The organism is Arthrobacter sp. 10T425, assembly GCF_056393985.1.
Genome location: NZ_JBFTGZ010000002.1, coordinates 73,121 through 83,850 on the forward strand (window position 1 = coordinate 73,121; position 10,730 = coordinate 83,850).

A 10,730-nucleotide genomic window follows, 5' to 3' on the forward strand; every position below is an offset into this window, starting at 1 on the left:
TTGCACCAACGCAACAATTCGTGGATGCCATCTGGCGTATATGTCGCTAGTGTGGAGGGCATGGTGACAGACGACGTATTTGCCGTCATTGCTGAGGCAACCAGGCGTGACATTCTGATAGCCCTCCGCAAGGGGGACAAAGCGGTGGGGGAACTGGTCCAGGAGCTTGAAGCAAGCCAGCCCACCATTTCCAAGCATCTCAAAGTCCTGCGGGAAGCGGACCTGGTGAGCATGCGCGCCCAGGGCCAGAAGCGGTATTACACGCTCAACCCCAAGCCGCTCACCGGGATCGCGACCTGGCTGCAGGCGTTCGACGTCGGCCCCGCCGCGACGGCGGCCGCGGCCGCCGCCCTCCACCCCGAAGCCGGCCCCGCAGCCGTCCCGGAAGGTCTGGCCGCCGCCGCTGTTCCGCAACCAGCCGTCCCACAACCGGTCGCCGCGCAACCCGCCGCAGCACTGGCGGGCCGCCCTGCCGGCAGCCCGCTGAGCCCCGCCGTCGTCATCCCGGTGGGAACGGCGGGGGAAGACAAGATGCCCCAGCAGATCGGGCGGACCGTGGGCCGGGCCGCCACCAGGGCCGCCGATCTCCTGGCCAACCTGCCCAAGTTCGGCCGCAAGAAGTAGGCTTTCCTGCCCCGCGTATGCCGCCCTGGGTATGCGCGCGGCCATCCGCTCCGCCCAAAGGCACCTGGCCGATCTTTCGGGCGCCAGGGGCTTGTCAGAGGTGCTAGGTGCGGAGGATCCGCACGTGCTCGGGGGTGAGGTCCGCGACCCGGCTGACGCCCAGCAGGGCCATGGTGCGTTCCATGTCCTTCTCCAGGATTTGGAGGGCACGGTCCACACCGGCCCGACCGCCGGCCATGAGCCCGTACAGGTAGGCACGGCCGATCAGCGTGAAGTCGGCGCCCAGGGCGAGGGCGGCGATGATGTCCGCGCCGTTCATGATGCCGGTGTCCAGGATGATCGCTGCGTCGCTGTGGTCGGCCTTTAGTGCCGCGGAGACCTCGGGGAGCAGGTGGAACGGGATCGGTGCCCGGTCCAGCTGGCGGCCGCCGTGGTTGGAGAGCACAATCCCGTCCGCGCCATGGTCCACCACCTTGCGGGCGTCGTCGACCGTCTGGATGCCCTTGACCACGAGCTTGCCCTTCCACGTCTCGCGCAGCCAGTCGAGGTCGGCAAAGGTCAGGGTGGGATCGAACATGGAGTTGATGAGGTCCGCGACCGTGCCCGTGTAGCGGGACAGCGACGCGAAGGTCAGCGGCTCGTGGGTGAGGAAGTTGAACCACCACGCGGGCCGGTAGGACGCATCCAGGACGGTCTTGAGTGTCAGGGCGGGCGGGATGGTCATGCCGTTGCGGACGTCGCGGAGCCTGGCGCCGGCGACGGCGGTGTCCACCGTGACCATGAGGGTGTCGTTGCCCGCCGCGGCGGCACGCTGGATCAGTTCCAGCGAACGCTCCCGGTCCGTCCACAGGTACAGCTGGAACCAGTTGCGGCCCGTGGGTGCGGCGGCGGCCACGTCCTCCAGGGACGCCGTGCCCATGGTGGAGAGGGTGTACGGAATGCCGGCGGCTGCGGCGGCCTGGGAACCGGCGTATTCGCCCTCGGACTGCATCATCCGGGTGAAGCCGGTGGGCGCGATCCCCACCGGGAGCCGGGACGGCCCGCCCAGGATGACGGTGCTGAGGTCGATGCTGGAGACGTCCCGCAGGACCCCGGGCCGGAATTCGATGTCCAGGAACGCCTGGCGGGCGCGGCGGAGGGAGATTTCGGCCTCGGCGGCGCCGTCCGTGTAGTCGAAGGGCGCCTGGGGTGTGCGGCGCTTGGCCATGTCCCGCAGGTCCCAGATGGTGCTGGCACGGCGCAGCCTGGCGGCCCCGCTGAATTCCGGCTTCTTGAACTGCATCAGGGGAGCAAGGTCGGCGTACTTGGGCACGCGGCGCTTCAACGCGGCAGGGAGCCCGCCGGCGGCCGCGGCTGTGTGGTGCCCGGATGCGGAGACCGCAGGGCCAGGGGCCGTGGCCGCGGGAGTGGTCGGAGCCTCGGGGTTGCCGGGCGGGACGGTGTGCGTCATGGCTGCCTCCATTTGCGGATCGGATGCTGTGCTGGGTTTCCTCACACTCTAGGTGGTGCCGGTGTGCGTCGAGATGTCATTTCGCGGCAGTGCCGGCGAACACCGCCGCGACGTGCCTGCCCGGCGACCACGGACCTGGTCCTGGCCGCCCGGAACTGGCCGCCGCGGATTGTTACGTCCGGCGTTTGCTCCGGCCGCGGCTCCGGGGCTATGGTCAACGCTATGACTAACCGTTGGTATGCGTATTTTTCGTTGGCTCTGGAGGGGCCCGCGTCTAACTGACACGCATCCAACTTTCCTTCAGAGCCAACAGGGCAGAGATTATTCTCTGCCCTTCGCCATATCTTCGGCGGGTTCTGACCAGGGCCCGCTCCGCACCCGGAACAGGACCCGAATATGAGCATCGAAGCAGCCACCGGCCCCCAACACTCCACCTCGAACCTGCGCGTCAGCGAGTTCACCCCGCTGCCCACCCCGCAGGACCTCATGGCGGAACTGCCCCTGGAGGCCCGCCTGGCCGAGGTGGTCGGGCGGGGCCGGGACGAGGTCCGGGCAATCATGGACGGTGTGGACGACAGGCTGCTCGTCATCGTGGGCCCCTGCTCCATCCACGACCCCAAGGCGGGCCTGGAATACGCCCGCCGGCTGGTCAGCCAGGCAGAGAAGCACCGCGAAGACCTGCTGATCGTCATGCGCACCTACTTCGAGAAGCCGCGCACCACGGTGGGCTGGAAGGGCCTGATCAACGACCCCCGGCTGGACGGCAGCCACGACATCGCCGCGGGCCTGCGCGCGGCCCGGTCCTTCCTGCGCCAGGTCACCGCCCTCGGCCTGCCCACCGCCACCGAGTTCCTTGAGCCAATCAGCCCCCAGTACGTCGCGGACCTGGTCGCCTGGGGCGCGATCGGCGCCCGCACCACGGAGAGCCAGATCCACCGCCAGTTGGCCTCCGGGCTGTCGATGCCGATCGGCTTCAAGAACGGGACCGACGGCGATCTCCAGGTGGCGCTGGACGCGTGCAGCGCCGCCGCTGCCGCCCAGGCGTTCCTCGGGATCGACGACGACGGCCGGGCGGCGCTTGTGGCTACCGCCGGCAACCCGGACACCCACGTCATCCTCCGCGGCGGACGCAAGGGCCCCAACTACTCAGCCGCCGATGTTGAAGCGGCCTCAGCGAAACTCGCCGCGAAGCAGCTCAACCCCCGTCTGATCGTCGACGCCAGCCACGCCAACAGCGGCAAAAACCACCACCGCCAGGCCGAGGTCGCCCTCGAAATCGGTGCGCAGCTGGAAAATGCCGGAGCCGCCGCCGGGGCCATCGCCGGCGTCATGCTCGAGAGCTTCCTGGTGGGCGGGGCCCAGAACCTTGATGTCAACGCCGTTACCGGCTCCGGACGGGACGGGCTGGTCTACGGCCAGAGCGTCACTGATGCCTGCATGGACTGGGACGTGACGGCGTCGGTACTGGGCCAGCTGGCCGCCTCGGCCCGCACGCGGCGGACCCGTGCCTGAGGGAGGAGCAGGAGAAGGAGCGTGCCGCGGGATTTTCGAGATTCCTGCGGAAATCGTGTGGGGATTCCTGAGGAAGTCTTTCACTTTGGCACCATGAGCAACTAGTGTTGCTAACACATGGTTGTTTGATGGCTCAGCATCGGCACACCGCCATGTCAACAGGTGGGGCTGCCGTTCGCTTGAGCAAAGGAATAGGGAAATGTCTACGGAGGCCAACTTCTCCAAGGCCCGTTTTTTGACCGTGGCCGAAGTCGCGGAACTTATGCGGGTATCGAAAATGACTGTGTACCGTCTTGTGCATTCGGGGGAGATGCCGGCCGTGCGGTTCGGCCGCTCCTACCGCGTGCCGGAAAACGCCGTCGAGCAGTACCTCAAGGGTGCCGTCGTCGACCGGAATGACGGCCACGCCGGAACTGGCTGATCAGTCAGCGGCAACAATCACAGCGTGAATCGACTGCTTTGGGTCCCGCACGGGGCCCGCGGTCGTGGGGTGCCTCGCAGAGGCGGTACCCTGTTAAGGAACGTTTTACGTCATTGTAAGAACCTGTCAGTTGTTTCAGTCTGCTGCTTAGCCCGCGGACCCTTCCCAACAGGCAGGTACTGCATCTAGCCGGTAAGGAACTTTCGTGGGTTCAGTTATTAAGAAGCGTCGCAAGCGTATGGCCAAGAAGAAGCACCGCAAGCTGCTTCGCAAGACGCGCCACCAGCGTCGCAATAAGAAGTAGCAATACTTCGAAATGCATGAAATGCCCGTTGCCTTCCAGGCGACGGGCATTTTTCTTGCCTTCGGCGGTTGATTTGCGTTGGGGCCAGCCGGGGCGAACCGGGGAGACGCCGAGGAGGTGGCGCGTAAATTCGCACCGGCTTCGGACGCGGGCTGCGGAATCAGAGGACGGCGGCCCGGATCCGCGCCACGCCTGTCCGAATCCGCAGCGGAAGCCGCGGGCGGCCTAACGGCCGGGGCCGCGGAAACGGGAGAACCCCCGCCACAGGCCGTAGATGGCCCCTCCGACCGTTGCGGCCTTGAAGCCCAGAGTGGCGGCGCGCCGGCCGGCACGGAAGTCGTAGACCGGCCAGTTGTGCTCGCGGGCGTAGCGGCGCAGCTTGGAGTCGGGATTGATGGCAACGGGGTGCCCCACCATGCTCAGCAGCGGGATGTCGTTGTGGGAATCGCTGTACGCCCAGCAGCGGCTCAGGTCCAGGCCCTGCTCCTCGGCAATTTGCTGGACTGCGACCGCTTTGGCCGGTCCATGGAGGATCTCGCCCACAAGCCGTCCCGTGTACGAGCCGTCCATGATCTCGCCCACTGTGCCCAGCGCCCCGGTCAGGCCCAGCCGGGCGGCAATGACAGTGGCCACCTCGATCGGCGTCGCCGTGACGAGCCATACCTTGCGCCCGACCCGGAGATGCTGCTCGGCCAAGGCCTTTGCCCCCGGCCAGATCCGCGACTCAATCATCTCGTCGTAGACCTCTTCGCCCAACGCCTCGATGTCCTTGGCCGTGATGCCGGCGGCCAGCGTCAGGGCGGAATCGCGGACTGCATGGACGTCATCCATGTTTTCGCCGCGCAGCACGAACATGAACTGCTTCCAGGCGAACCCGGCAGCCTGCGGCAGGGTGAAGGCGCCACGCTGGTAAAGCTTGCGGGCGACATGGAAAAGGCTTGCGCCCTTCATGAGGGTGTTGTCGACGTCGAAAAATGCGGCCTCGCCGTGCTGCGTCGATGCAGCAGGCTCATTGGCCACAATGACGTATTTCTCCTCGGGCATGCCACGAGTCTAGTCAATGACGGGCCCCCGGCCGCCCGCGGGACGCGCGACGCGACGGCAGGACGGCCCCAAACCCGGGCGGACTGCTCCGCGTCGACGCCGAAGTGGCCGCCGGGCTACGGTTGATGCATGGCCAAACCCGCACACTTACCTGATGTAGTTCTGATCACCAAGGCCGACTGTCACCTGTGCACAGAGGCGCGCGCCGCCGTCGGCCGGGTCACCGCTGCGCTCGGACTAGATTGGTCGGAAAAATCGGTGGACGACGACGCCGGGCTGCGGGAACGCTTCGCCGAGGAGATCCCGGTGGTGCTGGTCGACGGCGTCCAGCGGGATTTCTGGAAGATCGACGAGACCCGCCTGACCCGGACCCTGCAACGGATCCTCGACCAGCCCTCCTGACGGCGGGGTGCTTTGTTGCATGATGCGCGGGGGCTCTAGAGTGGGAAGCACAACGCGACGCAATGGAGCAGATAGTGACTTCGCTGGATTCATCTCCCGGGCCTGTCCCCGGGGGAGCCGGGACTGCGGCCAAACAGATTCCGCCCGCGGCCGTGGCCCGGCTGACCATCTATCTGCGCGCCCTGACCACGCTGCTGGCTGACGGGGTGGACCGCGTCTCGTCCGAGTCGCTGGCCGAGGCCTCCGGAGTCAGCTCCTCGACGCTGCGCAAGGACCTCTCCTATGTCGGCTCCTACGGAACCCGGGGTGTCGGTTATGAGGTCCAGTACCTTAACCGCAACATCGCCGCTGCCCTCGGGCTGACACACGACTGGAAAGTCGCGATCGTCGGTGCGGGCAACCTCGGCAAAGCCCTGGCCCGGTACGGCGGATTCGAGTCTCGAGGCTTTGACATTGTGGCGATTTTCGACGCCGACCAGATGGTGGTGGGCAGTGAAGTCGGGTGGCTGCGGGTCAGCGACGCCGCCGACCTTGAGCCGGTACTGCAGCGTACCGGTGCCAACATGGTGGTCCTCGCCTTGCCCGCGGCGGTGGCCCAGGACGTCTGCGACCGGGTGATAGCCGCCGGCGTGCGGAGCATCCTCAGCTTCGCGCCGGTGATGCTGCAGGTCCCCCCGGGAGTCAACCTCCGCAAGGTGGACATGGCAACGGAACTGCAGATTCTGGCCTACCACGCACAGAGGGCGCAGGGCCCGGAAGACGCCGACTAAGATCGGCCAGCCCTCCGGTTCCCGCGCCCGCTGAGTGGTACCCCGCTGGGTGGTTCCTGGCGAAGCTACTTCCCGAAGGGGGCTCCGGGCTGTCCATAGGGGTTGGCAAAGGGCTGCCGCTTCTGGAAATACGGCGCTGCCGCGGGCAGGTAAAGCAGCACGATAGCCGCAATGCCCACGAGTGCCGCCAGGGTGGCGAGGCTGAGCGGGATGATGTTGAAGACCGACAAGGCCGCGAACACGGTGCCCAGGATGCGGGCCCAGTTCTTGCCCTTGCGGACATTGAATGCCACGAGGGCGTACAGCCCGGCGCTGATGGCGGCAAACACCACGATGGTGCCGATCAGGACACCCTTAATGGATTCGAAGTCGACGCTCGTGCCGCTCGCTGCCATCTGCTGCTCGAACATGTCCCTGACGGCAGGGGTGTCCAGGGTTCCCAGGGATACCAGCATGGAGATGACCCACAAGGCTCCGGCTGCGATGATCAGCCAGAACGACGTATTGACCAACTGGGGAACCGCGCCCGGAGCCTGCGGCTGTTGGGACGGGTACTGGGCGTAGGGGGACTGGCCGTACGGCGACTGCGGGGCGTTCTGGCCGTAGGCGGGGGGTGTCTGCTGGCCGTACTGCGGCGTCTGGGGGGCGTTCTGGCCGTAGGCGGGGGGTGTCTGCTGGCCGTACTGCGGCGCCTGGGGGGCGTTCTGGCCGTAGGCGGGGGGTGTCTGCTGGCCGTACTGCGGTGCCTGGGGGGCGTTCTGGCCGTAGGCGGGGGGTGTCTGCTCGCCGTACTGCGGCGTCTGGGGGGCGTTCTGGCCGTAGGCGGGGGGTGTCTGCTCGCCGTACTGCGGTGTCTGCGGGGCGTTCTGGCCGTAGGCGGGGGGTGTCTGCTGGCCGTACTGCGGTGTCTGCGGTGCCTGCGGGGCGTTCTGGCCGTACTGCGGTGCCTGCGGCGCCGGAGTGGATTCCCCGCCCGGCTCGGAGCCGTTGCGAGGCGGGGGCTGGACTGGGGGATTGCTCATGAAGCGGTCCTTTGCGTGTCGATCGAATCGGCCACCGGGATCAGAGATCCTGCCCTGCCCCCAGCATGGTTTAGCTCAACCGTACCGCGGCCCGGCCGCCGTGTGGATCATTCCGGAGAGGTATTCTCAAGCCTCTTTCGATGGCCGGTGCGTGGCGGCGGGGGAGCCCTGGCGCTGCCACGAATCCGCGGGTGCCCTGTGCGGCGGCAGGCCTAGATTCGGCCCCGGTTGGCGGCAAACCAGGCCTGTGCATTCGGCAGCCACATGAGCACGGTCGCCACGAGGCTGATGAGGAAGCCCGGCAGGCCTCCGCCCGCCCGGCCGTCGGCGATGCCGGAACTGATGAGTGTCAGCACCAGGGAGATGCCGGCAAGGATGGTGAGGGCGAAGCGGGCCCATTCCCGGCCTTCCTTCATCTTCATGGCAAGGATGATCTGAGCGGTTGCCAGTGCGAGCGCCACGATCACGAGCAGCAGCACCAGGAGCCCGATCGCCGGCGCGAAGGCGACCAGGACGAAGGACCCGAACAACCCGATGACTCCACCGAGGAGGCCCAGGAGCCCGCCGATCAGCCAGATCCAGTAGGAGACCTTCAGCTCGGTGGGCATTGCAGCGACCTTGAACATGCCGGAGAGCCCGCCGGCAGGCAGTGCATCGCCGAAGTTCCTGGGGCGGTCGGTGGGCATCTCGAAGCGGAATCCGCCGGCCGACGCCGGCTGGCCCTGGTACCCCGGCGGCGGTGCCTGGTACCCGGGAGGCGGTGCCTGGTACCCGGGAGGCGGTGCCTGGTACCCGGGAGGGGGCGGCGGGTTGGCGGGAAGCTGCGGTGGGCCGGCGGGCGGGACGCTGCCCGACGCCGGCGGCTGGGCGCCCGGCTGCTGCGGAGGTACATCACTCGGGTTGCTCATGGCTCTCACTGTAGACCGCCGTTTCCCTGTTATCTAGGGAGTCTGCAGCCGCGTCGCGGTGCCCGACGGCGACGCCCAAGAGGGGCAGGCAGCAGCGGCGAAAAACAACAGCGCCCCGCTTCATCGCGAAAATGAAGCGGGGCGCTGGAGCCGGCTGACCGGCGTCGGCCCTCAGGCGCGGACGGGAGTGACCGGGCCGCGACCGTACTGGATGCTGGCTACGCTGCGGGAGCGATGAAGGCCAGTTCCAGGTTGATGGCAACCTTGTCGCTGACCAGCACGCCGCCGGCTTCGAGGACGGCGTTCCAGGTCAGCCCGAAGTCCTTGCGGCTGATGGTGGTTTCGGCGCTGAGGCCGGCGCGGGTGTTGCCGAAGGGATCGACGGCCACGCCGTTGAATTCGGTCTCGAGGGCCACGGGGCGGGTGATGCCCTTGATGGTGAGGTCGCCCTGGAGCTCGTAGGCGTCGCCCTTGGGGACGATGGTGTTGGATACAAAGGAGATCTCCGGGAACGTCTCGACGTCGAAGAAATCTTCGCCGCGGACGTGGCCGTCGCGGTTGGCGTCACCGGAGTCGAAGCTTGCGGTCTTGATCGAGGCGTTGACCTTGGAGTCGGTGACGTTCTCGGCGAGGTCCAGGGTGGCGGCGGCGTCGGTGAACTGACCGCGGACCTTGCTGATGCCGGCGTGGCGGACGGTGAAGCCGATCTCGCTGTGCGACGGGTCGAGGGTCCAGGTGCCGGTGGTGACGTTTGCGGGAAGTGCCATGGTGGTTCTCCTTGAGTCGGGTTGGTACTGCGGTGGTTCGTCTGATCGCTAGTTGAAGCATCATTGGTTGAAATCTCAACTAACTGCTTCACCCAGTATAAACATGCATTTGCATCTTTTATTCCAACTCCGGGGAACATTTTTCCAAACTCATCAGTTCTACCTCCCGTAGAAGATTTCAGATCGACCGGCATTTTTGAGAAACTGGTAGACATGCCCCAAGCCACTGTTCATTTGCTCCGCCACGGCGAGGTCCACAATCCCGATGGTGTCCTGTACGGCAGGCTGCCGGAATTCCACCTCTCCGAACTCGGCCGGGAGATGGCCCGCACCCTGGCGGAACACTTCAGGGAGCGGTCCGCGCAAGGGGCCAGGATCGTCCACCTCGCCGCGTCCCCACTGACCCGCGCGCAGGAGACGGCGCAGCCGATCGCCGACGCCCTGGGCCTGGAGATTGCCACCGAATCCCGCATCATCGAGGCCGCCAACTACTTTGAGGGCCTTCGCGTCTCGAAGGCGGAGCTGCTGCGTCCCAAACACTGGGCCCGGCTGTACAACCCGTTGCGGCCCTCCTGGGGTGAGCCGTACAAGGAGCAGGCCGCGCGGGTCATCGCGGCCGTCCAGGACGCACGTGTCCGTGCCATCGAGCTGGGCGGCAACGGGGCCGAAGCCATCCTTGTCAGCCACCAGCTGCCCATCTGGGCCACGCGGCTCAGCGCCGAAGGCCGGCCGTTGTGGCACGACCCGCGCAAGCGCGAATGCACCCTGACGTCCCTGACGTCCCTGGTGTTCGACGACGCCGGCGGCCTCGTGCGCGTCGACTACAGCGAGCCCGCTGCCGCCCTGCTGCCCGGTGCCGCCAGCACCCCGGGAGCCTGACCATGGCCGCGAACCGCCGCGAATACATGCCTTTGTCCCGCCGCAGCGTCCTGACCGCCGGCGGGGCCGCGCTGGCCGCGGTGTTCGGGCTGTCCGGCTGCGCCCAGGACGACGCCCTCGCCAAACAGGCCAAGGCCGGGGACAACAAGAACTACGTGGCCGGCGACGGGTCCGTCACCGAGTTCGCCGTCGCGGACCGCAAGAGTCCCGTGGCGCTCAAGGGGACGCTGTTCGACGGCACGGCCGTCACGTCGGCGGACTTCCCGGGCAAGGTCACCGTGCTGAACTTCTGGTTTGCCGCCTGCGCCCCCTGCCGGGTCGAGGCGCCCTCCCTCGAGGCGCTGAACCAGGAATTCAAGACCAAGGGCGTACAGTTCTTCGGCGTCAACCTGCGCGATGAGAAGGCCACGGCCGACGCGTTCGACAAGACCTTCAACCTGACGTACCCGAGCTTCAATGACAAGGACGGCGCCGTGCTGCTGGCCGTCTCCGGCCTCGTGCCGCCCGGCGCCGTGCCCACCACCCTCGTGCTGGACAAGCAGGGCCGCGTCGCCTCCCGGGTCCTGGGCGAAATCCAGCAGGGCACCCTGAAGTCCCTCATCGCCGCCGCCGTGGCCGAGTAGCGCG

Annotated in this window: 13 protein-coding genes; 8 read left to right on the forward strand and 5 right to left on the reverse strand. The window is 67.1% G+C overall.

The annotated features are described in order from the left end of the window. The first annotated feature begins 60 nt into the window (after positions 1–60). Positions 61–624, forward strand: a complete 564-nt coding sequence (locus AC1DDH_RS02590) for an ArsR/SmtB family transcription factor (protein ID WP_476954779.1) — start codon at positions 61–63, stop codon at positions 622–624. A 103-nt stretch (positions 625–727) separates the two neighbouring features. On the opposite strand, the gene AC1DDH_RS02595 is transcribed toward AC1DDH_RS02590, so the two are convergent. Further along, a complete protein-coding gene (locus AC1DDH_RS02595; protein WP_476954780.1) occupies positions 728–2,074 on the reverse strand; it encodes an alpha-hydroxy acid oxidase in 1,347 nt (448 codons plus the stop codon). A 396-nt stretch (positions 2,075–2,470) separates the two neighbouring features. Between AC1DDH_RS02595 and AC1DDH_RS02600 the strand changes: the two genes are divergently transcribed. From AC1DDH_RS02600 to AC1DDH_RS02610, 3 genes are all read left to right on the forward strand, one after another. After that, entirely contained in the window at positions 2,471–3,586 is a 1,116-nt protein-coding gene (locus AC1DDH_RS02600; RefSeq protein ID WP_476954781.1) for a 3-deoxy-7-phosphoheptulonate synthase, read from the forward strand. A gap of 199 nt (positions 3,587–3,785) precedes the next feature. Continuing rightward, positions 3,786–4,007 carry a helix-turn-helix domain-containing protein gene (locus tag AC1DDH_RS02605; protein ID WP_018775046.1) on the forward strand — a complete coding sequence of 74 codons (222 nt, stop codon included), beginning with the start codon at positions 3,786–3,788 and terminating at the stop codon, positions 4,005–4,007. A gap of 205 nt (positions 4,008–4,212) precedes the next feature. After that, positions 4,213–4,311 (forward strand): 30S ribosomal protein bS22, encoded by a 99-nt coding sequence (locus tag AC1DDH_RS02610; protein ID WP_003792170.1) that lies wholly within the window; start codon positions 4,213–4,215, stop codon positions 4,309–4,311. Between the two features lie 225 nt (positions 4,312–4,536). Here AC1DDH_RS02610 and AC1DDH_RS02615 read toward each other — a convergent pair whose 3' ends face one another. Then, positions 4,537–5,355, reverse strand: a complete 819-nt coding sequence (locus AC1DDH_RS02615; protein ID WP_476954782.1) for an HAD family hydrolase — start codon at positions 5,353–5,355, stop codon at positions 4,537–4,539. A gap of 129 nt (positions 5,356–5,484) precedes the next feature. Between AC1DDH_RS02615 and AC1DDH_RS02620 the strand changes: the two genes are divergently transcribed. Together AC1DDH_RS02620 and AC1DDH_RS02625 are read left to right on the forward strand one after the other, a co-directional pair. Further along, positions 5,485–5,757, forward strand: coding sequence for a glutaredoxin family protein (locus tag AC1DDH_RS02620; RefSeq protein ID WP_476954783.1), 273 nt, complete (start codon positions 5,485–5,487; stop codon positions 5,755–5,757). A 74-nt stretch (positions 5,758–5,831) separates the two neighbouring features. Continuing rightward, positions 5,832–6,527 (forward strand): redox-sensing transcriptional repressor Rex, encoded by a 696-nt coding sequence (locus AC1DDH_RS02625; protein WP_476954784.1) that lies wholly within the window; start codon positions 5,832–5,834, stop codon positions 6,525–6,527. Positions 6,528–6,592: 65 nt separating this feature from the next. On the opposite strand, the gene AC1DDH_RS02630 is transcribed toward AC1DDH_RS02625, so the two are convergent. The 3 genes from AC1DDH_RS02630 to AC1DDH_RS02640 all read right to left on the reverse strand — a co-directional run bounded on the left by AC1DDH_RS02630 (position 6,593) and on the right by AC1DDH_RS02640 (position 9,224). Next, entirely contained in the window at positions 6,593–7,549 is a 957-nt protein-coding gene (locus AC1DDH_RS02630; RefSeq protein ID WP_476954785.1) for a Yip1 family protein, read from the reverse strand. Between the two features lie 212 nt (positions 7,550–7,761). Then, a complete protein-coding gene (locus AC1DDH_RS02635; protein ID WP_476954786.1) occupies positions 7,762–8,457 on the reverse strand; it encodes a hypothetical protein in 696 nt (231 codons plus the stop codon). Positions 8,458–8,675: 218 nt separating this feature from the next. After that, entirely contained in the window at positions 8,676–9,224 is a 549-nt protein-coding gene (locus AC1DDH_RS02640; protein ID WP_028278101.1) for a YceI family protein, read from the reverse strand. A gap of 213 nt (positions 9,225–9,437) precedes the next feature. Here AC1DDH_RS02640 and AC1DDH_RS02645 point away from each other — a divergent pair, with 213 nt between their 5' ends. After that, complete coding sequence (locus tag AC1DDH_RS02645) at positions 9,438–10,103, forward strand: histidine phosphatase family protein (RefSeq protein WP_243182124.1); 666 nt, start codon at positions 9,438–9,440, stop codon at positions 10,101–10,103. A gap of 2 nt (positions 10,104–10,105) precedes the next feature. Beyond that, positions 10,106–10,726: a TlpA family protein disulfide reductase gene (locus tag AC1DDH_RS02650; RefSeq protein ID WP_476850216.1), complete on the forward strand. Its 621-nt coding sequence runs from the start codon at positions 10,106–10,108 to the stop codon at positions 10,724–10,726. The last annotated feature ends 4 nt before the right edge of the window (positions 10,727–10,730 follow it).

Excerpts from the sequence above, each read along its gene's own strand:
- AC1DDH_RS02590 (WP_476954779.1), top strand. The coding sequence starts at position 61 with ATGGTGACAGACGACGTATTTGCCGTCATTGCTGAGGCAACCAGGCGT.
- AC1DDH_RS02595 (WP_476954780.1), bottom strand. The coding sequence starts at position 2,074 with ATGACGCACACCGTCCCGCCCGGCAACCCCGAGGCTCCGACCACTCCC.
- AC1DDH_RS02600 (WP_476954781.1), top strand. The coding sequence starts at position 2,471 with ATGAGCATCGAAGCAGCCACCGGCCCCCAACACTCCACCTCGAACCTG.
- AC1DDH_RS02605 (WP_018775046.1), top strand. The coding sequence starts at position 3,786 with ATGTCTACGGAGGCCAACTTCTCCAAGGCCCGTTTTTTGACCGTGGCC.
- AC1DDH_RS02615 (WP_476954782.1), bottom strand. The coding sequence starts at position 5,355 with ATGCCCGAGGAGAAATACGTCATTGTGGCCAATGAGCCTGCTGCATCG.
- AC1DDH_RS02620 (WP_476954783.1), top strand. The coding sequence starts at position 5,485 with ATGGCCAAACCCGCACACTTACCTGATGTAGTTCTGATCACCAAGGCC.
- AC1DDH_RS02630 (WP_476954785.1), bottom strand. The coding sequence starts at position 7,549 with ATGAGCAATCCCCCAGTCCAGCCCCCGCCTCGCAACGGCTCCGAGCCG.
- AC1DDH_RS02635 (WP_476954786.1), bottom strand. The coding sequence starts at position 8,457 with ATGAGCAACCCGAGTGATGTACCTCCGCAGCAGCCGGGCGCCCAGCCG.
- AC1DDH_RS02640 (WP_028278101.1), bottom strand. The coding sequence starts at position 9,224 with ATGGCACTTCCCGCAAACGTCACCACCGGCACCTGGACCCTCGACCCG.
- AC1DDH_RS02645 (WP_243182124.1), top strand. The coding sequence starts at position 9,438 with ATGCCCCAAGCCACTGTTCATTTGCTCCGCCACGGCGAGGTCCACAAT.
- AC1DDH_RS02650 (WP_476850216.1), top strand. The coding sequence starts at position 10,106 with ATGGCCGCGAACCGCCGCGAATACATGCCTTTGTCCCGCCGCAGCGTC.